This is a genomic window from Shewanella sp. CAL98-MNA-CIBAN-0140 (assembly GCF_040309905.1).
Taxonomy (GTDB): Bacteria; Pseudomonadota; Gammaproteobacteria; order Enterobacterales; family Shewanellaceae; genus Shewanella; species Shewanella psychromarinicola.
In genome coordinates this window covers 17,800-40,489 of the sequence record NZ_JBEOPI010000041.1, presented here as the reverse complement: position 1 = coordinate 40,489, position 22,690 = coordinate 17,800, and the positions used below count along the sequence as shown (strand labels likewise).

Annotated in this window: 23 protein-coding genes; 10 read left to right on the top strand and 13 right to left on the bottom strand. The window is 42.9% G+C overall.

Annotation, left to right across the window (positions count from 1 at the left end; all coding sequences use genetic code 11):
• Positions 1-257 precede the first annotated feature (257 nt).
• From rpmG to radC, 3 genes are all read right to left on the bottom strand, one after another.
• Positions 258-431 (bottom strand): 50S ribosomal protein L33, encoded by a 174-nt coding sequence (rpmG, locus tag AAEY93_RS17490; RefSeq protein WP_011494790.1) that lies wholly within the window; start codon positions 429-431, stop codon positions 258-260.
• Positions 432-437: 6 nt separating this feature from the next.
• Positions 438-674: a 50S ribosomal protein L28 gene (gene rpmB / locus AAEY93_RS17485; RefSeq protein ID WP_101033266.1), complete on the bottom strand. Its 237-nt coding sequence runs from the start codon at positions 672-674 to the stop codon at positions 438-440.
• 121 nt (positions 675-795) lie between these two features.
• The gene (gene radC / locus AAEY93_RS17480; RefSeq protein ID WP_101033267.1) at positions 796-1,473 is read right to left on the bottom strand and encodes a RadC family protein; all 678 of its coding nucleotides are present in this window, start codon (positions 1,471-1,473) and stop codon (positions 796-798) included.
• 215 nt (positions 1,474-1,688) lie between these two features.
• On the opposite strand from radC, the gene coaBC reads away from it, so the two are divergent.
• The 6 genes from coaBC (at position 1,689) to folE (ending at position 9,163) form a co-directional block, all read left to right on the top strand.
• Positions 1,689-2,885 carry a bifunctional phosphopantothenoylcysteine decarboxylase/phosphopantothenate--cysteine ligase CoaBC gene (gene coaBC / locus AAEY93_RS17475; protein ID WP_124013006.1) on the top strand — a complete coding sequence of 399 codons (1,197 nt, stop codon included), beginning with the start codon at positions 1,689-1,691 and terminating at the stop codon, positions 2,883-2,885.
• Positions 2,882-3,340 carry a dUTP diphosphatase gene (dut, locus tag AAEY93_RS17470; RefSeq protein WP_124012793.1) on the top strand — a complete coding sequence of 153 codons (459 nt, stop codon included), beginning with the start codon at positions 2,882-2,884 and terminating at the stop codon, positions 3,338-3,340. The genes coaBC and dut overlap by 4 nt, the downstream gene beginning before the upstream one ends.
• A 35-nt stretch (positions 3,341-3,375) precedes the next feature.
• Entirely contained in the window at positions 3,376-3,969 is a 594-nt protein-coding gene (gene slmA, locus AAEY93_RS17465) for a nucleoid occlusion factor SlmA (RefSeq protein ID WP_124012794.1), read from the top strand.
• Between the two features lie 200 nt (positions 3,970-4,169).
• On the top strand, positions 4,170-6,122 hold the full coding sequence (locus AAEY93_RS17460; RefSeq protein WP_351078688.1) for an alpha/beta hydrolase family protein: 1,953 nt from the start codon (positions 4,170-4,172) through the stop codon (positions 6,120-6,122).
• A 260-nt stretch (positions 6,123-6,382) separates the two neighbouring features.
• The gene (locus tag AAEY93_RS17455) at positions 6,383-8,332 is read left to right on the top strand and encodes an alpha/beta hydrolase family protein (RefSeq protein WP_351078674.1); all 1,950 of its coding nucleotides are present in this window, start codon (positions 6,383-6,385) and stop codon (positions 8,330-8,332) included.
• A gap of 180 nt (positions 8,333-8,512) precedes the next feature.
• Positions 8,513-9,163 carry a GTP cyclohydrolase I FolE gene (gene folE, locus AAEY93_RS17450; RefSeq protein ID WP_101033271.1) on the top strand — a complete coding sequence of 217 codons (651 nt, stop codon included), beginning with the start codon at positions 8,513-8,515 and terminating at the stop codon, positions 9,161-9,163.
• Positions 9,164-9,270: 107 nt separating this feature from the next.
• On the opposite strand, the gene pyrE is transcribed toward folE, so the two are convergent.
• Positions 9,271-9,912, bottom strand: coding sequence for an orotate phosphoribosyltransferase (gene pyrE / locus AAEY93_RS17445; protein WP_351078671.1), 642 nt, complete (start codon positions 9,910-9,912; stop codon positions 9,271-9,273).
• A gap of 72 nt (positions 9,913-9,984) precedes the next feature.
• Entirely contained in the window at positions 9,985-10,698 is a 714-nt protein-coding gene (gene rph, locus AAEY93_RS17440) for a ribonuclease PH (protein WP_101033273.1), read from the bottom strand.
• Between the two features lie 166 nt (positions 10,699-10,864).
• On the opposite strand from rph, the gene AAEY93_RS17435 reads away from it, so the two are divergent.
• Positions 10,865-11,728: a YicC/YloC family endoribonuclease gene (locus AAEY93_RS17435; RefSeq protein ID WP_351078668.1), complete on the top strand. Its 864-nt coding sequence runs from the start codon at positions 10,865-10,867 to the stop codon at positions 11,726-11,728.
• A gap of 318 nt (positions 11,729-12,046) precedes the next feature.
• Here AAEY93_RS17435 and AAEY93_RS17430 read toward each other — a convergent pair whose 3' ends face one another.
• The 3 genes from AAEY93_RS17430 to AAEY93_RS17420 are packed head-to-tail and all read right to left on the bottom strand — an operon-like array spanning position 12,047 to position 16,148.
• Positions 12,047-13,084 carry an HlyD family secretion protein gene (locus AAEY93_RS17430; RefSeq protein ID WP_351078665.1) on the bottom strand — a complete coding sequence of 346 codons (1,038 nt, stop codon included), beginning with the start codon at positions 13,082-13,084 and terminating at the stop codon, positions 12,047-12,049.
• Positions 13,085-13,113: 29 nt separating this feature from the next.
• A complete protein-coding gene (locus tag AAEY93_RS17425) occupies positions 13,114-14,652 on the bottom strand; it encodes an MFS transporter (RefSeq protein ID WP_351078662.1) in 1,539 nt (512 codons plus the stop codon).
• Positions 14,649-16,148, bottom strand: coding sequence for an efflux transporter outer membrane subunit (locus AAEY93_RS17420; RefSeq protein WP_351078659.1), 1,500 nt, complete (start codon positions 16,146-16,148; stop codon positions 14,649-14,651). The genes AAEY93_RS17425 and AAEY93_RS17420 overlap by 4 nt, the downstream gene beginning before the upstream one ends.
• A gap of 208 nt (positions 16,149-16,356) precedes the next feature.
• Between AAEY93_RS17420 and AAEY93_RS17415 the strand changes: the two genes are divergently transcribed.
• The 3 genes from AAEY93_RS17415 (at position 16,357) to AAEY93_RS17405 (ending at position 20,068) form a co-directional block, all read left to right on the top strand.
• Positions 16,357-16,995: a TetR/AcrR family transcriptional regulator gene (locus AAEY93_RS17415; RefSeq protein ID WP_351078656.1), complete on the top strand. Its 639-nt coding sequence runs from the start codon at positions 16,357-16,359 to the stop codon at positions 16,993-16,995.
• A 177-nt stretch (positions 16,996-17,172) separates the two neighbouring features.
• A complete protein-coding gene (locus tag AAEY93_RS17410; protein WP_351078654.1) occupies positions 17,173-18,396 on the top strand; it encodes a winged helix-turn-helix domain-containing protein in 1,224 nt (407 codons plus the stop codon).
• Between the two features lie 355 nt (positions 18,397-18,751).
• The gene (locus tag AAEY93_RS17405) at positions 18,752-20,068 is read left to right on the top strand and encodes an anaerobic C4-dicarboxylate transporter (RefSeq protein ID WP_351078651.1); all 1,317 of its coding nucleotides are present in this window, start codon (positions 18,752-18,754) and stop codon (positions 20,066-20,068) included.
• Between the two features lie 364 nt (positions 20,069-20,432).
• Here AAEY93_RS17405 and AAEY93_RS17400 read toward each other — a convergent pair whose 3' ends face one another.
• The 5 genes from AAEY93_RS17400 to AAEY93_RS17380 all read right to left on the bottom strand — a co-directional run bounded on the left by AAEY93_RS17400 (position 20,433) and on the right by AAEY93_RS17380 (position 22,689).
• Positions 20,433-20,570 carry a hypothetical protein gene (locus AAEY93_RS17400; RefSeq protein WP_351078648.1) on the bottom strand — a complete coding sequence of 46 codons (138 nt, stop codon included), beginning with the start codon at positions 20,568-20,570 and terminating at the stop codon, positions 20,433-20,435.
• Between the two features lie 10 nt (positions 20,571-20,580).
• Positions 20,581-20,715: a hypothetical protein gene (locus tag AAEY93_RS17395; RefSeq protein ID WP_351078645.1), complete on the bottom strand. Its 135-nt coding sequence runs from the start codon at positions 20,713-20,715 to the stop codon at positions 20,581-20,583.
• Positions 20,716-20,765: 50 nt separating this feature from the next.
• Positions 20,766-20,969, bottom strand: coding sequence for a hypothetical protein (locus tag AAEY93_RS17390; RefSeq protein WP_351078642.1), 204 nt, complete (start codon positions 20,967-20,969; stop codon positions 20,766-20,768).
• 69 nt (positions 20,970-21,038) lie between these two features.
• A complete protein-coding gene (locus tag AAEY93_RS17385; protein ID WP_351078639.1) occupies positions 21,039-21,956 on the bottom strand; it encodes a viperin family antiviral radical SAM protein in 918 nt (305 codons plus the stop codon).
• A 76-nt stretch (positions 21,957-22,032) separates the two neighbouring features.
• Positions 22,033-22,689 carry a hypothetical protein gene (locus AAEY93_RS17380; RefSeq protein WP_351078636.1) on the bottom strand — a complete coding sequence of 219 codons (657 nt, stop codon included), beginning with the start codon at positions 22,687-22,689 and terminating at the stop codon, positions 22,033-22,035.
• Between the last annotated feature and the right edge of the window lies 1 nt (position 22,690).

Here is a 22,690-nt window from a genome sequence, read left to right as displayed (position 1 = left end):
AAATACCTAACAGATTGTTAAATTTGGCAATAATTCACACGCCAATACATTCTTACTGAGCCAACTGCATAGGCATGAAATAGAATGACTTTATGATGATCACATCAGATCCACGCTGTAAATTAGCACAACTTGGGATAATAAACGCTTATCAAACATTTTTGTGGCCAGTCTAAGGTGTTATTCAGTATAGACTATTTTTAAACGGCCATAAAAAAAGCCCCTATTAAGGGGCTTTTTTAAGAATCAAAAATCAATTACTTGATTTTAGCTTCTTTGTACATAACGTGCTGACGAATGACTGGATCAAATTTCTTGATTTCCATTTTTTCAGGCATGTTACGCTTGTTCTTTTCAGTAGTGTAGAAGTGACCAGTTTTAGCACTAGATACTAATTTGATCTTCTCACGATTACCTTTAGATTTAGCCATTTTCTATTATACCTTCTCGCCACTGGCACGAAGTTCAGCAACAACTACTTCAATACCTTTTTTGTCGATAATACGAATACCTTTAGTAGATACACGTAATTGCACGAAACGCTTTTCTTCTTCTAACCAAAAACGATGGTTTTGTAGGTTAGGTAAAAAACGACGACGAGTCGAATTTTTTGCGTGCGAACGGTTGTTACCAACCATTGGCTTCTTGCCAGTTACTTGGCATACTCTTGACATGTCAATCTTCTCCAAAACAATTTTTTAACGCTCGAGCATTAATGTGCCTCGTATGGCCGTCGCCCGAGGCACAAAGAGGGCGCATTTTATACACGATTGACCATATAAGATCAAGCAGTGTTTATACTATCCACCCTCGCTCAGCAAAGGAGACTATCTCCTGATCACCTACAACCATATGATCTAACAAAGAAACATCTATGGTTGCCAATGCATTTTTTATTCGCTCAGTTATTCGCCGATCAGCCTGACTTGGCTCTGCGATGCCAGACGGGTGATTGTGACACACTATTACTGCCGCTGCTTTTTTCTCCAAAACAAGGCTTACAACCTCGCGAGGATAAACAGAAGCGGAATCGATGGTGCCACGAAATAATTCTACAAATTGAATGACTCTATGTTGGGTATCCAACAATAGTAAGGCGAACACTTCATAGGATCGGTCGCCTAATTGTCTCATTAAATAGTCCCGAGTTAAATCAGGATTTGTCAAAATTTGCCCTCTTTGTAGATTTTCATGGGCAATTCGCTTAGAAATCTCGGCCGCGGCCTGTAATTGAGCGTATTTTACCGGTCCAACGCCAGCTAATTTACACACTTGGCTTTTCGATGCACTCAGCAAACTGCGCAAACCACCAAACTGACTGATCATCTCTCGGGCTAAATCCACCGCATTTTGCCCCGCCAGACCATTACGCAATAACACCGCAAGCAATTCTGCATCAGACAAATGTCCAGCGCCTTTGAGCAGTAACTTGTCTCGAGGTCCTTCTCCTTGAGGCCAATCTTTAATTCCCATGAATGTCCCTTATATTCAATGTGGCGATTTAATTGCACGCATTAACTCGACGCTATACCCGATGACCACACCCACAACGGCTGGTTATCTTTTTCAACAACAGAGTTCGAATTAATGACTACAGTATGGTTGATATTTTTGAGATTGGATCTGCGCCACTTGTCATAGGTTTGTGATATTGTTAGCCGTAATTAGATTTGAGTCGGATAATGTGCATCATGCTGACAAATAAAAAAGTATTACTCGGAATTGGTGGCGGCATTGCCGCCTATAAAAGCGCGGACCTTATTCGCCGTTTAAAAGAGCGTGGCGCGGATGTGCGAGTCATTATGACTCAAAGCGCCATGGCGTTTATCACCCCGTTAACCATACAAGCGCTTTCTGGCAACCCAGTGGCCTCTGACTTGCTTGATCCCGCAGCAGAAGCGGCTATGGGTCATATCGAACTCGCTCGTTGGGCTGAGGTGGTATTAATTGCTCCAGCAACAGCAAACATAATCGCGCGGATCAATGCCGGTATGGCTAATGACTTATTAACCACAACCTGCTTAGCCACCAGTGCGCCTGTCATTGTATGCCCAGCGATGAATCAACAGATGTACCAAAATATTGCCACCCAAGAGAACATGGCCAATTTAGTCCGTAAAGGCCTGATAATTTGGCACCCAGCATCGGGTAGCCAAGCCTGCGGTGAAGTCGGCCCCGGCAGAATGCAAGAGCCCGTGGTGATGGCAGAACAACTGGTACAATTTTTTGGTCCTAAAACACTTCAAGGTCATCAACTACTCATTACTGCCGGGCCAACGCGCGAAGCGATAGACCCTGTGCGTTATATTTCCAACCACAGCTCAGGGAAAATGGGTTTTGCCTTAGCCCAAGCCGCAGCAGAAATGGGCGCCAGCGTAACATTAGTGTCTGGTCCAGTTAACTTGGCAACCCCAGCAGGTGTGACTCGTATTAACGTTGATTCTGCACAGCAAATGCTTAACGCAGTGATGGAACAGGTTGAGCAGCATGATATTTTTATCGGCTGCGCCGCAGTAGCGGATTATCGAATTGCCGATATAGCAGAGCAGAAAATCAAAAAATCAGCCGACAAAATGCAGCTTGCACTAGTACGTAATCCTGATATCTTAGCCACGGTTGCCGAGCACACACCTCGACCTTTTACTGTCGGTTTTGCAGCAGAAACTAACGATGTGGAGCAATACGCTCGCGGTAAATTACAACGCAAAAAGCTCGATATGATTGCCGCTAACGATGTTTCTATTCAAGGCTTAGGCTTTAATGCCGATAGCAATGCACTACAGGTATTTTGGCAACACGGCAGCCAACAACTACCAGCAACAGACAAACTAACACTGGCGCGCCAATTACTCTCATTAATAGAAAAACAATTAAAAAAATCATGAAAACACCCATTGAACTAAAAATTCTCGACTCGCGTATTGGCAGTGAATTTCCATTGCCAGCCTACGCAACTCCCGGTAGCGCAGGCATGGACTTACGTGCCATGACCGACACCACTATGGTGATTGAACCTGGCCAAACGGTATTAATTCCAACGGGTATTGCCATTCATGTGGCCGACCCAAGCCTTGCCGCGGTTATCTTGCCACGCTCAGGTATGGGTCATAAACATGGCATCGTTTTGGGTAATTTAGTGGGCTTAATTGACTCCGATTACCAAGGACCATTAATGGTGTCATGTTGGAACCGAAGTGATAAACCATTCACGCTCGAAATAGGCGATCGTTTAGCCCAATTGATGTTTGTACCCGTGGTACAGGCAACATTTACCTTAGTGGATGAGTTTAATCGCTCAGATCGTGGAGAAGGCGGATTTGGTCACTCAGGAACCAAATAATCTTTTCTAGTCGTCACTGAGCCAAGGAACAGATAATGGCTGAAAGCCCTAAAATGAATCGTCGTGAGCATATTTTACAATGCTTAGCAAAAATGCTCGAAAGCAGCCCAGGCCAACGTATTACCACAGCTAAACTTGCTGCCGAAGTCGGTGTATCAGAAGCGGCACTGTATCGTCATTTCCCCAGTAAAGCGCGAATGTTCGAAGGCTTAATCGAGTTTATTGAAGACGCTATTTTGTCACGCCTCAATATCATCATGGACGAAGAAAAAGACACCATGGCCCGCTGCCAATTGGTACTGCAGCTGTTATTGGTGTTTTCTGAACGTAATCCTGGTATTTCACGCGTATTAAATGGCGATGCTCTGCTGGGTGAAAACGAACGTTTACGTAGCCGAATCGATGTGCTATTTGCCAAAATTGAAACCCAAATAAAACAAATTCTGCGCGAAAAGACCTTACGCGAAGGCGTAGGCTTTAACCTCGACGAAGCCGTTCTCGCCAATCTATTACTCGCTTTTGTAGAAGGCAGAATTTCACAGTTTGTCCGCAGCGAGTTTAAACAAAAACCAACGCTCCACTTTGATGAGCAATGGACCTTTATTCAGCAGCAATTATTAAGAAGTTAATATCGCATAGATAAAGGATCTAGTTCGGTCCTTTTTCGGCCAATGCTACTGACTCTTCCTTTACCCTTAAACCGTATCAAATCGAATATTTATACCACATAAAAACAAAGTAAGAACGAAGTAAGAACGAAGTAAGAACGAAGTAAGAACGAATGATTAAACAAGGATGTCTCATGATTTTCACCAAATACCTAACCATTATGTTACTTGTCTGTGGTGGCCTATTCACCCATGCATTTGCTGCAGAAAGTCTTTCTACTGCACAGCTATTTAGCCGAGGGGCTGAATTTAGCAATGTAAAAATATCTCCAACAGGCGAATATATTAGTGCAATAACCAAGCACGATGGCAAAGACAAACTACTGATATTAAATGCTAAAACAAAACAAATACATCACGCGATATTTTTCCCTAGCAATGCCCAAGTGGGTGATTACGCTTGGGTAAATAATGAACGAATCGTCTTGCAAAAAGAATACTTAAAAGGTTGGAGTGACGTACCGCTGTATTATGGTGAGCTAATGGCTGTTAATGCCGATGGATCAAGAGCAACTTACCTTTTTGGTTTTAATAGCGGCGAGCAACAAACTGGCTCACATCTGAAAAAAAATACCCCGATAAGAGCAACTGCTTTTATTTTAGATCCCCTCCCCGATGACGACCGCTATATGCTCGTCAATGCAATCCCATGGAATGAGTCGAATTCTTTAAACTATGAATTATCACAAACTGTATACCGTGTAAATTTATACAAAGGGTTCCGCAGAAAAGTCACCACTTCGCCTATAGGTTACTCTCGATTTTTAACCGATCATGATGGTGAAGTACGCTTTGTTGCAGGCGAAGATGAAAACAACATAACAAAAGTATTTTATCGTCAAGACCGCGAATGGCTTAACACCGATAAGCTCAAACTCAATTTAGATGATTTCTACCCAATATCTTTTGCCGAAAATAAAAACAGTATTTATGCAGCAGCTCGGGTAAAAGGCGAAACCTTAGGGATTTATGAAATAAATCTAGAAACAGGTGAAAAAACACAAATTATTAAAGATGACAAAAGTGATCCCAGTAATTACTGGATAAACCAAACGACCAAAAAACTCTATGCAGTTGAATTTGAAAATGGTTATCCGTCTTACGCTTTCGTCAATCCAGAAGACAGTCATTCAAAATTGCTAAAACAGTTGCTCGCATCATTACCTGGCCATCAAGTTCGTATCGTTAGCGAAACTCGTCATTCAGAAAAACTCATCGTGGTGGCATTTAACGATCGGAATCCTGGTGATTATTATATATTTGATACCGAGGCGCTCACACTCCAACACTTAGCCTCTGCCAAGAAATGGCTCGACCCAACGCGAATGTCAGAAGTGAAGCCAATTAGTTTTACCAGCCGAGACGGTAAAATAATTAACGGTTATTTAACATTACCTTATGGTAAAGAAGCGACAAACCTCCCTCTTGTGGTCAACCCCCATGGTGGTCCGCATGGAATAAGAGATGAATGGGGATTTAATACTCAAAACCAAATGCTAGCAAATCAAGGGATGGCGGTATTACAAGTCAATTTCCGTGGTTCAGGTGGTTTTGGACAAAATTTTGAACAAGCTGGATTCCAAAAATGGGGTTCAGAAGTACAATATGACATTCTCGACGCCACTCATTACGTCATTGAGCAAGGTTATGTAGATAAAAACCGTATCTGTATTTCTGGTGGTAGTTTTGGGGGTTATAGTGCATTGCAAAGCGCAATACTTGAACCAGATCTGTTCAAATGCGCTATCGGTTTTGCAGGGATTTATAATTTAGAGTTAATGTTCGATGAAGGAGATATTGCAAGTAGTGCTTCGGGAACTAGTTACCTTAAAAATGTTTTAGGTCAAAATAGTGAAGTACTAAGAGCGATGTCTCCCTCAGAGAATGTAGATAAGCTTAAAGCAAACTTGCTTCTAGTACATGGCGGTGACGATGAACGAGCGCCCATTGAACAGCTAGAATCATTAGAAAAAGCCCTTAAAGCACGTGATTATCCCTATGAAAAACTGGTGATGGATGATGAAGGCCATGGTTTCTACAATGATGACAATCGTGCCCAATATTATGAAAAAATGCTTCTATTCCTTAAAAAGAACCTAAACATTAAATCGTAATGAGCTAATAAATATTATTTCAACAAGCCGAGACTCAGTTAACGGGGGGTCGGCTTTTTTGTGCCTGTTTTATGACTTTCAAGCAAATTCTACTGCGCAAAGAGGCCAATAAAATGGGTATTAACATAAATTAAAAGTCGTAATACACGTTCATATTCTACCTCATTTCAATGAATAAATAGTGAGTACGTATTGCTCTGATCACTTGAATTAAATACAATACCGTTACACTTTTAACATTTATTACACGGATTGTAGTCATGCTGCGTATTTTATACCTCACTTGCTGTTTGCTTATTCTTTTTACCTCTCACACTTTTGCTAGTCCTCAGATCAAAGATTTTAGTGCTGATTCCGAATTCTCTGAAGTCAAAATATCACCCGATGGTAAACACCTTGGCGTTATTTTAATTGAAGATGAAAAGCGCACCCTATTAATCCTAAACCTTGAAACCATGAAGCCGACTAATGCAGTCAAATTTAGTGGTGATGAAGAAGTTGGTAGTTACTATTGGGTGAATGATGAGCGGATTGTATTACAAAAACTCTATAAGCACGCACAACGTGAGGTTTCTGATTATTACGGGGAGTTACTGGCGGTAAATTATGACGGCAGCAAATCTAAGTACCTGTTCGGTTATAATGGCGGTTCCTCAACTGGCACAAGCATTTCCAGTAATGAAACTATCCGAGCAAGCGCATTTGTTTTAGACACGTTAAAAGATGATGATAAATATATCTATGTTATGGCATATCCTTGGAATGGCCTTAACTATTCTTACACCCTTGTATACCGAGTCAATGTCTATTCCGGTAAACGCAAACGCCTTACCACGTCACCTATCGCCAATGCAGGTTTCCTTGTTGATAATAAAGAAGACGTTCGCTTTAGCTTTGCACGAGATAACAAAAACGATGATCAGCTCTTCTACTATGAAAATGGTGAATGGGTTGATGCTGAAAGAATAAAAGGCGGACTAACAGATTTCTACCCTATTTCGTTCACCGAAGACAACAAATCAATTTATGCTATTGCACACGGTGAAGGCGCTACTCAGGCGATTTATGAAGTAGAACTTGCAACGGCGAAACATAAAAAAATCATCCAACATGATGTTGTTGACCCATTTATGACTTGGATTAGCGGACAAACAAACACACTCTACGCGGTAGAGTTTGAAAACGGTTACCCAGAATACCAATTTGTCGATACCGAAAGTGCTAAAGCCAAAGCATTGCAGCAGCTTATGGCAGCAATTCCTGATCATCGTATTCGTATCGTAAGCGAAACCATCGACGGTAACACACTCATCGTTGCGGCAATGAATGATAAAAACTCGGGTGACTACTATCTGTTTGATCGTAAAAAACTCAAACTCAAATTCCTGTTTGCTGGAAATGCAGCACTTGACCCAAGCGAGATGTCTGAAGTACGCCCCATCAGTTTCACAAATCGTGACGGTGTAACGATCCATGGTTATTTAACCCTTCCAAGTGGCATTAAAGATCATAAAAATATGCCACTTGTAGTTAACCCTCATGGTGGCCCGCACGGTCCACGCGACTTATGGGTATTTAATCCAGAAAATCAATTACTCGCACAAAATGGAATAGCGGTATTACAAGTTAACTTCCGAGGTTCAGGTGGATACGGTAAAGCGTTTGAGGAGTCAGGCTACCTCGCATGGGGAAGTAAAATTCAATATGACATTATCGACGCAACTCAATATGTTATTGACCAAGGTTATGTAGATAAAGATAGAGTGTGTATTTCTGGTGGTAGTTTTGGCGGATATTCAGCACTAATCAGCCCGATGTTAGCACCCGATATGTTCAAATGCGCCATTGGTGTTGCCGGAGTATACGACTTAGAACAAATGTATAACACAGGCGATATTCCAGACTCTTATGGTGGGGAAGCATTTTTAAAAGAAGTGCTCGGTACAAATACCCAACAACTACAGACAATGTCGCCAACCCACAATGTCAGCAAGCTCAAGGCCAAAGTGTTATTAATTCATGGTGAAGAAGATGAACGTGCACCCATAGAGCAATTTGAAGCAATGGAAAAAGCCTTAAATCAAGCCAATTACCCATTCCAAAAAGAAATCTGGGAAAAAGAAGGTCATGGCTTCTACAATGCCGAAAATCGCGCTAAATATTATGAAATAATGCTTAAATTCATCAAAGAGAATCTAAACGTTAAATAGTCATAGCCAAAGCGTTTACACCTCAAAAAGCCGATACCCGACTAAAAGGGTCGGCTTTTTTATCGTCTACAGTGTTAATTTGCAACGAATCACGTTATTCTCCATTCCCCTTATGGCATAAGCGTCCTAAGGCTTTTTAAGATATACTTATCGCAGTATGACAGGGTTGTTGGAGGATATATGGCACTAAGTGAAGCCGCAATAAAAGTACAAGCCGCGCTGAAAGATCGTGGGCTAGAAACACCTATGTTGCCAAAAACCTCGACGCCAGAACAACGTAAGGTAAAAATTGAGCATCATATGAGAGAGATCCTGACATTAATGTCATTGGATTTATCAGATGACAGCTTAGTCGATACCCCTCGGCGTATTGCAAAAATGTATGTCGATGAAATATTCTCAGGCCTAGATTATGAAAACTTCCCCAAGATCACTGTTATCGAAAACAAAATGGGTGTCGATGAAATGGTGCGGGTGCAAGACATCAGTCTGACCAGCACCTGCGAGCATCACCTAGTGACCATTGATGGATTAGCCACAGTAGCCTACTTACCCCGCAGCAAAATTATTGGCTTATCGAAAATTAATCGTATCGTACGATTTTTTTCCCAACGCCCACAAGTGCAAGAGCGCTTAACCCAGCAAGTGTTAGTGGCACTGCAAACCCTACTTGAAACCAAAGACGTAGCGGTAAAAATGGATGCAGTACATTACTGCGTTAAATCACGTGGCGTGATGGATTCAACCAGCTCAACGACCACCACGGCATTGGGCGGCGTGTTTAAATCTAACCCTGCGACACGTGCCGAGTTTTTACATCTGGTAAAATAGGCTATGACTCAGTGTTATTGCCAATAAAAAAACGCAGCCGACTAACGCAGCCATCTAAGGCTGCGTTGTTGTTTAGGATGATAAATAGAAAAGATTAACAGAAAAGATTAAATCCCGTATTGCTCACGATAAGCGCTAACGGATGCTAACTCAGCTTCCATGCCCGGTTTTTCAGACAAGTAACAGATTAAATCAGCCAACTTAATAATCGACACAATTTGGCAGCCAAAGTCGCGCTCAACTTCTTGGATCGCCGACAACTCACCCGGGCCTTTTTCTTGACGATCTAATGCAATCAATACACCGGCAAGCTGTGCATTATGGGCATTAATAATCTCCATCGACTCACGAATAGCGGTACCTGCAGTGATCACATCATCCACCAGCATCACTTTGCCTTTGAGCTCGCTGCCCACCAAACTGCCACCTTCGCCGTGGGTTTTGGCTTCTTTGCGGTTGAAACAATAGGGAATGTCCACATCGTGATGATCGCACAAGGCAACTGCGGTGGTAGTCGCAATCGGAATACCTTTGTACGCAGGGCCAAATAACAAATCGAACTCAATACCCGAGTCCATTAACGCCGCGGCATAAAAACGGCCTAAACGTGCCAAGTCTTTACCCGTATTAAACAGTCCAGCATTAAAGAAGTACGGGCTAGTACGGCCAGATTTAAGGGTAAACTCACCAAAACGTAACACTTGGCGGGCTAAAGCAAACTCAATAAATTCGCGTTGATAGGCTTTCACGGTTAGTCCTCTATGATCAATTTTCAGGCTAAAAAAAAGGACCGTAATCGGTCCTCATTTTTCAACTGCATATTAACTTAATGCGGCTTTTTGCACATCGACAATTTCGCGAATACTGTTTTTAGCTAACACTAACAACTCAAGCAACTCTTCATGGCTGAATGGCTCGCCTTCTGCAGTACCTTGAATTTCAATAATTTTACCGGTTTCGGTCATCACTACGTTCATATCAGTTTCTGCAGCGCTGTCTTCAATGTATTCTAAATCACTGATCGTTTCGCCTTTATAAATACCCACGCTCACAGCGGCAATTAAAAACTTAAGCGGGTTAGCTTTAATAATGCCTTTGCCACGCGCCCAGTTAAGCGCATCAACCAATGCCACACACGCACCCGTAATGGCAGCAGTACGCGTACCACCATCAGCTTGAATCACATCACAATCGATAACGATAGTGTTTTCACCCAATAATTTCATATCAACCGCAGCACGTAATGCGCGGCCAATTAAACGTTGGATCTCTTGAGTACGGCCAGATTGCTTACCACGAGCGGCCTCACGGTCCATACGGCTATGAGTTGAACGCGGTAACATACCGTATTCAGCTGTTACCCAACCTTGACCCTGACCTTTAAGAAAACGCGGCACGCCTTCGGTAAAGCTCGCGGTACATAACACTTTTGTGTCGCCAAATTCGACTAAAACAGAGCCTTCAGCATGTGCAGTAAAAGAACGCGTAATAGTGATCGGGCGAGTTTGAGCAGGTGTACGGTTACTTGGGCGCATGAAAAGTCCTGTAGTCGATTTTAGATCATATTTGAGGGCGTATTATAGAGCTTCATGCCGTTAGATACTATGCCAAGCCAAAAATCTATCGACTAATCCTTTAACCTAGTCACCTAAAACGGCTATAATCAACCCACATTCGCGTAATAATATAACAGGACATTTCATGATCCAAAGCATGACAGCTTTCGCTCGTATCGAGCACAAAGCACAATGGGGTACCGCCTCATGGGAAATCCGCTCAGTCAACCAGCGCTACTTAGAAACCTACCTGCGCCTACCTGAGCAGTTTCGCAGCTTTGAACCTGTCTTACGCGATCGTCTACGTAAACGCCTAAACCGCGGCAAAGTAGAAGTTAATTTACGTTATGAACTCGTCGACAGCAGCAATAATGAATTGCAACTTAATCAAGACTTAGCCAAGCAATTGCTTAACGCTGCCAATTGGTTAAAACAAGAAGCCGGACAAGGCGAACTTAGCCTAACTGATGTGTTGCGTTGGCCTGGGGTTCTCTCCGCTGCTGAGCAAGATATGGACAGCATGGGTGCCGAGCTAATGACCGCGTTTGACAGCGCTGTCGATCAGTTTATCGAAGCCCGTGGCCGCGAAGGCGAAGCGATTAAAGACATGCTACTGACTCGCTTAGACGGCGTTATGAAGCAAGTGACGATTGTGCGTGAACACATGCCAACCGTGATGCAGTACCAACGCGAAAAACTCACTAATCGCTTAGCAGACATCGTCGGCGAATTAGACTCTACCCGTGTAGAACAGGAAATGGTACTGCTGGCGCAAAAACAAGATGTCGCCGAAGAAATGGACCGTCTTGAAGCCCACGTCACCGAAGCCCGCCGCATCCTCAAAAAGGGTGGCAGCGAAGGCCGTCGTTTAGACTTTATGATGCAAGAATTTAATCGCGAATCAAATACCTTAGCCTCAAAATCCATTAGCGCCGAAATCACCTCGGCCGCAGTAGAGTTAAAAGTATTGATTGAGCAAATGCGCGAGCAAATTCAAAACGTCGAATAACTTTTTTGGCTCCAACATTTGTAACGTAAAAACATTAAGCCCAGTATTTGCTGGGCTTAATGTTGTTAATGTTTTAAATAGGGATGAATTAAGCCAAGATATAAACGACCAATAATAACTAAGGTTGCCACCGTTAAATGACCACTAACACGCTATAGCGCGTAAAAAAAACGTCAATAATGGTCTGTCATACTCTCTTGCCAGCTCAAGCTAGATCCTAGTTATAAACTAATGTCGTGACCAAATGGCCAAGACTAAAACTCACACCCAAGTAGCAAAGATAAATATCGCTAAATCTGGCGGTTATTAATGCTAAATCTAGCCGTTATTAGTACTAATAGTGGGTACCACTGACATGCCGACACGTAGTTGAGCGGTATCAGCTTGCCCGTCATCAATGTTGATTTTAACCTGTAAACGCTGAACAATTTTGGTAAAGTTACCTGTCGCATTATGGGGTGCCACCGCAGAATAACTGACGCCACTGGCTGGTGCGATACTATCAACATGGCCTGTTAATACTGTACCCGGTAATGCATCTACCGCTATGTTCACCAATTGGCCTGCGGTTACATTCGCCAGTTGAGTTTCTCTAAAATTAGCATACACATAAACCTCATCAAGCGGCACCACAGCCAATAGCGGTACCCCAGGATTAACATAGCTGCCAACTCGTAGCGATTTTTTACCCACTATACCGTCAATTGGCGCACTAATTTGAGTATATGATAACGTCAAATTGGCCACATCTAATATCGAATTAGCTTGCTGTAGAACAGCCTTTGCTTTATCAATATCGGCATATTGAATATCTTTATCTTGCTTAGCCGCCAGTAAACCCGCCTCGTTTTTGCGTAAGTTAGCTTGCTGAATACTCACTTGCGCTTCAGCTTCTTGTCGCGCCTGCACAGTGCCAGAACCGTCTAACGCCAAGTTGCGATAACGCTCAAGATTAAAATTAGCCAATTTAAGCGCAAAAAAATTGGCATCTAACGTTGCCCGAGCTTGTTTAATGACCGATGCCTGATGGATAAGCTTAGCCTGCAGGCTGTTAATACTGGCTTGCGCACTAACCACTTGTGCGGCAGCGGTTTTCACTGCGGCAACAAAATCACGGTCGTCAATAATGGCAATAATATCGCCCTGCTTGACCACCTGATTGTCATCAACCAATACCTGGCTAATTTTACCGGCGATTTGGGGCGCCACTATGGTGAAATCGGCTTGAATATACGCGTCATCGGTCGATTGTGTTGCACTCGCTGACTCGGGTGTGTTTAGGTAAAAAATACCACCAATCGCGACCACTAATAAACTGGCTACTACGGTGACTTTCATTGATTTAGATAATGCCATTTGTAATTACTCACTTGAAAAATATAAACTTAAGATTTGCTAAGATCCGGTGCAGGCACATGAGTCATCATAAATGCCAACGGGATTAACATTAGTGCCAAAACACCCAGTACCCAATAAGCATCAATCACAGACAACACCATAGATTGCTGTGCCACTGCAGTGCCCAGTGCCGATACATCTAAGGCTTGTGGAATCGAACCATCCACAAGACCAGCATGATCAAGCAACATCTCGCTATGAAATCGACTGCGTACCGTCATTAATTGGCCAACCACCGCCCCACCAATAAGCGAACCAAATACCCTAAAGGTGTTAATAGCCCCAGAAAAATACGGGCCTTCACTGGCGTGTAAAACACTGGTCATTAAAAATAAAATCGACACCACGGCCATAGGCTGACCCAAGGCTTGGAGTAACTGAGTAAAAATAAATTGGTCGCGGTTCCACTGCGGTGTAAGCTGCGCGCCAGAAAAACAAGCCAGGGCAATAAGCACTAAACCCAACGCCAAAATAACCCGCGCATCGACCCACTTTTGATACAAAAGAAAAGCAACCACAGACCCTAACACTAACTGCGGCAGGGCAATTAATAACCCTATAGGCGCAATTTGCATCGCCCGGTAATCTTGTAACCCTGCCAAGTAGCTAGCGGGAAGTAACGATCCTGACATCAGTACTACAAGTAAAAAAGTTAACAAAATAGTGCCAATAAATAGGTTTCGACGGCCCATTAATTGAGGTTTAATAAACGGAGCATGATGATGCCACTCGGTGAACGTATAACTGCCAAACAATATAAGCCCGCCGATTAATGACACCACAATCAAAGGTGAATTAAACCAATCTAGGCGCACACCTTGATCTAGCGCGATAGTGAGCAATAACAACGATGCCACCCCGCAAACCATTCCCAACCAATTACCTTCAGAAAATCGATCATACTTGACCTTTTCATGTGGTAAGCCCCACCCGACAAATACCCCCGCCAAGGCGCACAAAGGAATGACCTGCCAATATATCCAGCGCCAGTCAGACAAACCGTCAGTCCACATACCGGTTAACCAAATCGAAAGATTAGGCGCAAAAGTCGCGGTCATCGCATACAGCGCCAAGCCATGTAAACGAATATGTGGCGGAAGAAACTTAAGTGCCGCCATCATCAGAATAGGGATCAAGGCACCACTACTAATGCCTTGTACAAAACGTAATGCAATCAGTAAATTTAGGTTTTGAATAAAAGGCAAAATGGCCGCAATTAGCGCACAAATAAACACCATCGACAGATGAAAACGCCTAACCGACAAGGTAATAGCAAACCAAGCCGCAAACGGCATAGCAATCAGTTCACCCATGGCATATGCGGTCGAAAGCCAAGAGCCATCGTCTGAGCTGACGCCCATCACACCACGCACATCAGCTAAACCGAGCGCACCAACCCGATTGTTTAAGCCCGACATCATGGCCGCAATAAAAATACCAATTAGCCCAGCAATAACCTGCTTTGGCACTCCGGCTTTGTGTGTAGGAGCTGCGGCGACTTGATCAGGAAGTACTGCAGAGTTCATTTAGCCTCCCCAAGTGCGGCGACAGATATGGCGCCATCGTGTGCTTGCATAAGGCTGTTATCCCAACCACCACCCAGTGCTTTATACAAAGTCACCACTGCCATTTCAGCTTGAGTTGTACTGTTATTAAGTTGAATCTGGCTATTGAACACATTGCTTTGTTGCTGCAACACACTTAAATAATCGCTGCTACCTTGTTGATAGTTTCGCTCAACCATACTCAGTGCTTGCTCAATGAAATGGTGGGCAATCGATAATCTTTGATGCTGACTCTGCTGTGCACGCCACGCATCAATCGAGTTATCAACCTCATGCCAAGCTCCAAGCACGGTTTGACGATAATTCAACGCCGAGCTTTTCTGTTGCTCTTTGGTTAATTCAAGTTGTTGAGTCAACTTACCACCGGAAAAAATGGGTAAATACACCTTAGGGCCAACAGAAAATGAGCGAGAATCCCACCCCAGTAAATCACTGCTATCAAAAGACTCAACCCCAAGGCTGCCAGACAAGGTAATACGAGGATAAAAATCAGCTTCTGCAACGTCAATGGCCGCTACCGACGCATGTAAACGTGCTTGCGCTTCAAGAATATCCGGACGACGTTGCGCTAAGTCCGATGGCCATTCAAGTGGCACGCCCCTGGGCAGTTGCATGCGATAATCCGAGGTTGCTAACAATTCGTCTAGCGCTCGCGGCTGTTCACCAAGTAACAATGCCAGAGCATTCATTAGTTTATTACTGCCCATGGTCAACTCAGGAAGCGTCGCCTCAAGTGTGGCTAGCTTTGTTTGCGCCGTAATGGTGTCAAAATGTGTGCCTACGCCATTGGTTTCGCGGCTTAATACCAATGCCAACGCACGCTTAGCTATCGATTGTTTTTCAAGGGTTATAGCTAATTGGGCTTGCGCATTACGCAGTAACAAATACGTTTTGGCCACTTCGGCAGATAAGCTGACACGCATCGCTTCACGTTGGTACATCGACGCCTCAAGTCTTGCGTTCGCGCCTTCGGTTGCACGCTGTGCTCGGCCCCATAAGTCAAGCTCCCAACTGGCATCAAAACCTGCAGTCCAATAATTAGTCGCCGCTGACGGTGCACCCAACCCCACCATTTTACCGTTTTCACTGTTACCTTCACGGGCATAACTCGCATTGGAAGCAACACGTATTTGCTGATCTGCCGCGGTAATACCTAATGCTGCACGGCTTTGTGCAATGCGGCTACCAGCCATTTGCAAATCCAAATTACCAGATTGAGCTTTCGACTCGAGCGACGTCAAAATGGGATCGTTAAACATTGCCCACCACTGCCAACCGACATCTTGACTGTTTTGAGACGGGTTTAAACCATAATCGGTTCTAGGCGTTAACGTCTGTGCAATTTCATGGTTTGGTATTTCAAAATCTGGCCCTACCGCACACCCTGACAGCATCGCCAACGACACCATCATGGTTATTGCATAACTTGAAGGACGAATATTTTTGCAATTAGACATCGTTTTTCACTCTCGTTAATCCACAATCAAAACTAAACTGTACCGCTCGGTTCAATGCAAAGGCAATAAAAAATCGTTGGTTAGCACTAAGGCATCACTCAACGAAACATTTAGCGTCTACTTCTTAAAATTGAATCAAGCAATTGAACTGTACCGTACGGTTTGATATGGTGTCAGTATCAGGCATTATTGTCAAGAGGACAAATCGATGAACGTTCCACAAACTGTCGCTCAACTAAATTTAGATCTGGGTCCCAAAGCACGTACCGTCATACATGCAGCCAGTAAGATTTTTTTAACCCATGGCTTTAATGGCGCTACAACCGATATGATCCAACGCGAAGCGGGGGTATCAAAGTCGACGGTATATGCTCATTTTGCCAATAAAGAAACGTTATTTTTGGCCGTCATTCAAAATGAATGCGCCATGTTTACAGCATCAATCCAAGACATTGAATTTACCCCAGGTAATATCAACCAAAGCCTACGACTGTTAGGTCACGCTTACCTCAACGTCATCTTGTCAGACTCCGCCCTAGCACTGTACCGCATCGTTGTCGCCGAAGCGCCCCGCTTTCCGTCGCTTGGCCACATGTTTTATCGGTCTGGCCCTAATGTTGTGAAATCCATGGTGGCTACCTGTTTATCTTACGCCAACAACGCCAATGAAATTAATTTAAACGATATTAACGAACAAGAAGCGGCAGAAGTATTTATTGCCTTGATGCGCAGTGAATTGCATTTGTATCGTTTAACTCACCCAGATAAGCCCGTAGAACCCAGCTTACAAGAACGTTGGACAGAAATTGCTATCATGACTTTTGTGCGCGCATATGGGGTGCATTAATTTATCAGATTGATAAGGCTCAAATACGTTAACATGACAAGCGTTACTGCCAAGTCGTCAAAAACGCCTCAAAAAATGCATCATGCAAGCAAACAAATGCACACCTTTGATACACTTATGTGTGCACTGCGGCCTAATGTCGACTATGTTATCGATTACTTATCAAAAAGGCATTTAATGACAAACCCCTACTCAGCTAAGCAGTGGCTCCAACTCAATATGCAGCAACAAGGGTTATTACAACCCGCCACCTCGTTAAGCGCATTACTGCAGCAATTAAGTTATGTGCAAATCGACTCGATTAATGTGGTCGAACGCGCGCATCATCATGTATTACACACTCGCCTGCCCGATTATTCGACCACCATGCTTGACCAGGCAATGCGCAATAAAACCGTATTTGAATATTGGTCACATGCGGCCGCATATCTGCCCATCGATGATTACCGTTTTAGCCTATATCGCAAGCAGCATTTACAACAAGGTGGCACACATTGGTTTGAACCCGAACATAAAGTCATGCGCGAAGTTAAAGCCCGTATTAGCAGCGAGGGTCCATTAAAATCCAGTCAGTTTACCCATAGATCAGATACCCCCAATGGCACTTGGTGGGACTGGAAACCGGCAAAAAAAGCCCTTGAGCAATTGTTTATGCAAGGCGAGTTAATGGTCGCTAGGCGCGACAAGTTTCAAAAGGTGTATGACTTAACCGAGCGAGTACTCCCCAAGCATATCGACACTACAGTACCTAGTGATACCGAATTTGCCCAACACTTGATCCACCGTTATTTATCCGCCCACGGCTTTGGTAATTTGCAGCAAATACAATATTTACGCAAAGGCCTTAAACCGCTACTCAGTAAAACATTGGCGCAAATGTGCGAGCAAGGTGATATCGCCAGCTTTACTGCATCCAGCTCCAACACACAACAAGTTTACTTTTACCAACCTCAGCATCAATTACCGATAAAGATACCCAATAAAGTCTGGCTGCTTAATCCGTTTGATAATTTAGTCATTCAACGCCAAAAGCTTAAGCAGTGGTTTGGGTTTAACTATCAAATCGAAGTGTATGTGCCTGAAGCAAAACGTCAATTTGGCTATTACTCACTGCCTATCCTCTGGCGCGACCGCTTTGTTGGCCGTGTTGATGTTAAAGCCGACCGTAAAAATCAGTGCTTGTTACTGCAACAAATCAGCTTTGAAGCAGATGCTTTTGATGATCACTCTACAGATATAAGCATGAGTGACACTACCGATAGAGAGGCGTTTATAGCCGCATTTGTCGATGCCATTGAACACTATGCAACATTCAACAACTGCCAGCGCTGGCAACTGGTGCAATGTAACGACGCAGCCATTCGTTATTTATTGGTTAAAGCCAGTAAGCATAGGCCGTGATTGACAGATAAAAACGGCTTGTGTGACTTATCAATCGTAATGAATCGTTGTTCAGTATTTAGCTTGTTTAACGAAAAACGTCCACTCTTACTGTAGATTTTGATTCAATCTACACGTTCCACATTGCCGTTAGATAGTGACTTTCGAATAACGTAAACCGATTAAATGCACTGCTCAAGACCTACGCGGATCGAGTACAAATAAAAGTACCCTAAGGTTTGTCATATCGTTCACATTTATAACCTTTGCAATAACATACAACTCAATTACTTGAATTAAATCACTAACGGAAAAATACATTGTGATATACCTTCTCAAGGCTAACTAATGCCTAAATCCATTGGGAGAGAACACAATGTTTTATATACACATGCTGCTGTTATTGGCGGTGATATTTGTTGGTATACGCCACGGCGGTATTGCCTTTGGTTTACTTGGTGGATTAGGCGTTTCGGTACTCGCATTTGTCTTTGGTATTGCACCAGGCACACCTCCGGTCAGCGTAATGTTAATTATTCTGGCGGTTGTAGCTGCCTCGGCGACATTAGAAGCCACCGGCGGTTTAAAGCTGTTGGTAACGTTTGCGGAAAAGCTGTTACGTAAACATCCTGAACATATCGTTTTTTTAGGCCCACTTTGTACTTATTCTTTAACAGTACTTGTTGGCACCGGCCATTCCGTTTATCCCCTTCTTCCTGTTATTTACGATGTGTCATACAAGAAAGGTATTCGACCTGAACGTCCATTAGCCATGGCAACCGTAGCTTCACAAATGGGTATTACTGCTAGCCCAATTGCAGCCGCAGCGGCTGTGGTGCTTGCCACTGCCGTTGATAATAATCTTGATATTAACTTAATTGATGTACTGATGGTGACCATTCCAGCTACCTTAACGGGTTTGCTATTGGCGTGTACTTGGAGTTTAAAGCGCGGTAAAGATTTAGATAAAGATGAACAGTTTCAGGCGCGCCTGACTGATGAAGAATTTCGTGAAGCATTAACAGATCCAACCACTGACGCAGAACAAACCCCACAAGCTAAGTCGACGGCAAAGAAAGGCTTAATCGTGTTCTTACTCGGTATTCTTGCCGTTATCATGGTGGCGATGTTTAGCAAGCAAGTGCTGCCAGATGGCGTAAAAATGTCGGTAGCCATTCAGTTTATGATGCTGTCCGTCGGTGGCTTGATATTACTGGCCACTAATATATCACCGAAAAAAATTGTCACCAGTAACGTGTTTACCGCCGGTATGACTGCAGTGATTATTATCTTCGGTATAGCCTGGATGAGTGACACCATCATCGAACACCATAAAACCTTTTTGGTTAGCGCGGTAAGCGACATTGTCAGTGTTTATCCATGGACATTTGCTATCGCGATGTTTGTGTCATCAATCTTCTTAAAAAGTCAGGCGGCAGTATTAACCATTATGTTGCCATTAGGGTTTTCATTAGGCATCCCAGCACCGGTATTAATTGGGGTACTGCCAGCGTGTTATGCCTACTTCTTCTTTCCGTTCTACCCAAGCGATTTAGCGGCGATTAGTTTTGATAGAACCGGTACCACTCATATTGGTAAATACGTACTCAACCATAGCTTTATTATTCCAGGCTTTATCGGTGTAGGTACTGCAACGGTTGTTGGTTACTTCCTATCGATGGCAATTAACTAATCTCAGCTTTGGTTTGAGCTTTGGCTTTAGCTTTGGCTTTAGCTTTGGAGAAAGTGATTCACTAGCATCAATAAAAATGGCAGCCAACATGGCTGCCATTTTTATTTTTAACCATTGAGAACCTAAACCCTCTAAGATCTAAAAAGCTAAATTATATAATGAGTTATCGACAGGTTTATTCGGTAATCCGCCCACCACATAGTCCTCTGCAACACGCCGTACACCCACCCATGGAGGCTTGACGAAAACATCCTGTTTTCAACAGCTGCCTATGCCTATATGGCAGGTTTCTGTAGTATTCATTTGTTTATAACAATGAGTAGTGCATTAACACTACTCATTGGTTCGCCATTACTTAAACAGACTAATCCTCCCCAACATAATCCTCATTATTTGGGTTATGGATATCAGCCCAATCATCCATATCCGCTTCATTATTCGGATTATTAATATCAGACCAATTGTCCAACTCTTCTTGCGACATTTCAGATGTATCTGGCATAAAAATTTCCTTATTTTTTGCCTTGATGGCGTGGGTTATTAGGGTTCAATTGCTGACTGCGATTATCCAACGCCTTTTGATAGGATTTGTTAGTTCCTGAAGAGCCTTTGTTTTCATTTGATTGATCTGCTTTATGGTTATTCATTTTTATATCCTTAAAAAGTAAGTTAATTTGATTACAGGAGGATTAGTTAGCTAATCCCCCTGTAATCGTCGTACATCACTTTTAAAGTTATTGAATGCCCTTACATCACTGGGGGTTCCAGGTACTGACAATTTACGCCCATTCGGAGCAATTAAGATAAGATGTCGCCCACGACGATACTCCTCCCATCCCTTACTTTTAATAATATGATAAACAAGGTTATTAATATTTTTATCACTGCTGTATTTTTTCATGGAGCATCCCTAAGTTTTAAAGACAGCAGCTGCATAGCTATTTCTGCAAGCTGCGTTTAAGCCGAATCTCTAAAAATTTTGGGAATACTCAAAACTAAGTGAAGGTTGGTAGCGATGAGAAAATGCTTCTGCATTAAAGCTTATCTGTTCAAATGCCGCTTTAACGCCAACAGCTAAAATGGGCTGGCTTTGGGTTAGCCCTGCACCATGGCTACTATTCTGATAAAAACAGCCATCTGGATTAATCATCAAATATGATTGCCACATCGCGTCGTTATCTTCCTCAACAATACAGTCCGACAATGACTGATGCCGAGTAACATAGGCCCGATATTGATAATCAGTAATCGTACAATTCTGATTATGCACAGGCAGGACTCTTAATAATTTCCACTTATCGGGTTTAATCTGTTGTACTGTATTTAATAGGTTTTCACGCCAGTTGAATGCATTAACAACAGTATTGAGTTTCAGCTTACCCAACGAATTCAAACCTCGATAAGTGCGACAAATGTCGATCAGTTTATCTGGTGACAACCAAGATCCTTTTCTATCAATACGCCCAATGCTATTCGCAATGAGATAATCTCCAGTGTCAAAGCTTATCCCCAGCATATCTATTGCCGATGAAATACGGGTTAACATCTGAGCATTCAAAAAATGCCCATTTGTAATTATCGAAGTATTAAACCCTAGTGATTTAGCATAAAGCAGCGCGTCGATAAATCGACTACCAAGCATAATAGGCTCACCACCAGCGAAATTAATTCGTACGGTGTGATAACCCATTCGATGTTTTAGAGGATTGTCATGAAGGAAATAAGCTGCCAAGTTATCGAGCAAGTGAATAACTTGGGTTGTATCGTGGTGTAATTCTGATGAGTGAACATGGTTATCCCATGTTGCATAGCAATAGTCGCAACGGTAGTTGCACGCCTCGGTCATGTGGAAGTTAATCACGAGTTCTTGAACTTTACTTGTTAGCATTTTGAATCTCCGTTTGTTGATAACAAACTCAGATTCATTCAGTGCAATGCACTAACAAGACATTATTTTAAACTTTTTAAAAATTTTTCATTTGATCAAGCAAATCATCAAAACCTCTAGCCTCTTCCAATTGTGAAGCGATTGATTGTTTGAGTTCTTTCATACCCAAAACAGAGTCATCTATATGCTCACATAATTGTTGAGCATTATCCCAATCAGATTGAAGATAAGCCATCAATATTGTATCAGTAGAGGCTAACGTTGAAGATTGAACCAACAGCGCATTTAAAATGCCAGTATTATCATCCATAGCTACCTGTGGAAGCTTAGAAAATGGATTAGGGAGCTTAATTTCGTAAAGGCTTGCTGCTGACGACAAAGTATCAACTAAATCCTGTACTAGCTTATTTTGAAGTGCTATCCCCATAACACTATTCATCCCAGTTAAAAGAGCCTTAATCGTCTGGGAACACTCATCCCGATAAGCTCTATCATCAAAAATTTTTTTCACATCTTTGGGGTCAAGGTAAATAGCATTGATAATTAAGGCATTATGTAAAACTGTTAATTGATCGCGATCGGCTAAATAAACAGTCGCGCGTTGGACATGCTTTTCTTGAACAGTTTTAATCAAACCGTTGCGGACCAAAGAATTAGCTTTATTCTTAAGAAACTGGCTGTCTTTCGCCACTTTAATACCAAATAATTTATAGATAGCATCCGGTATTGTCATT

Coding starts and splice junctions, on each gene's coding strand:
- rpmG (WP_011494790.1), bottom strand. CDS start 431: ATGGCTAAATCTAAAGGTAATCGTGAGAAGATCAAATTAGTATCTAGT.
- rpmB (WP_101033266.1), bottom strand. CDS start 674: ATGTCAAGAGTATGCCAAGTAACTGGCAAGAAGCCAATGGTTGGTAAC.
- radC (WP_101033267.1), bottom strand. CDS start 1,473: ATGGGAATTAAAGATTGGCCTCAAGGAGAAGGACCTCGAGACAAGTTA.
- dut (WP_124012793.1), top strand. CDS start 2,882: ATGAAAACACCCATTGAACTAAAAATTCTCGACTCGCGTATTGGCAGT.
- slmA (WP_124012794.1), top strand. CDS start 3,376: ATGGCTGAAAGCCCTAAAATGAATCGTCGTGAGCATATTTTACAATGC.
- AAEY93_RS17460 (WP_351078688.1), top strand. CDS start 4,170: ATGTTACTTGTCTGTGGTGGCCTATTCACCCATGCATTTGCTGCAGAA.
- AAEY93_RS17455 (WP_351078674.1), top strand. CDS start 6,383: ATGCTGCGTATTTTATACCTCACTTGCTGTTTGCTTATTCTTTTTACC.
- folE (WP_101033271.1), top strand. CDS start 8,513: ATGGCACTAAGTGAAGCCGCAATAAAAGTACAAGCCGCGCTGAAAGAT.
- rph (WP_101033273.1), bottom strand. CDS start 10,698: ATGCGCCCAAGTAACCGTACACCTGCTCAAACTCGCCCGATCACTATT.
- AAEY93_RS17435 (WP_351078668.1), top strand. CDS start 10,865: ATGATCCAAAGCATGACAGCTTTCGCTCGTATCGAGCACAAAGCACAA.
- AAEY93_RS17430 (WP_351078665.1), bottom strand. CDS start 13,084: ATGGCATTATCTAAATCAATGAAAGTCACCGTAGTAGCCAGTTTATTA.
- AAEY93_RS17425 (WP_351078662.1), bottom strand. CDS start 14,652: ATGAACTCTGCAGTACTTCCTGATCAAGTCGCCGCAGCTCCTACACAC.
- AAEY93_RS17420 (WP_351078659.1), bottom strand. CDS start 16,148: ATGTCTAATTGCAAAAATATTCGTCCTTCAAGTTATGCAATAACCATG.
- AAEY93_RS17415 (WP_351078656.1), top strand. CDS start 16,357: ATGAACGTTCCACAAACTGTCGCTCAACTAAATTTAGATCTGGGTCCC.
- AAEY93_RS17410 (WP_351078654.1), top strand. CDS start 17,173: ATGACAAACCCCTACTCAGCTAAGCAGTGGCTCCAACTCAATATGCAG.
- AAEY93_RS17405 (WP_351078651.1), top strand. CDS start 18,752: ATGTTTTATATACACATGCTGCTGTTATTGGCGGTGATATTTGTTGGT.
- AAEY93_RS17400 (WP_351078648.1), bottom strand. CDS start 20,570: ATGCCAGATACATCTGAAATGTCGCAAGAAGAGTTGGACAATTGGTCT.
- AAEY93_RS17395 (WP_351078645.1), bottom strand. CDS start 20,715: ATGAATAACCATAAAGCAGATCAATCAAATGAAAACAAAGGCTCTTCA.
- AAEY93_RS17390 (WP_351078642.1), bottom strand. CDS start 20,969: ATGAAAAAATACAGCAGTGATAAAAATATTAATAACCTTGTTTATCAT.
- AAEY93_RS17385 (WP_351078639.1), bottom strand. CDS start 21,956: ATGCTAACAAGTAAAGTTCAAGAACTCGTGATTAACTTCCACATGACC.
- AAEY93_RS17380 (WP_351078636.1), bottom strand. CDS start 22,689: ATGACAATACCGGATGCTATCTATAAATTATTTGGTATTAAAGTGGCG.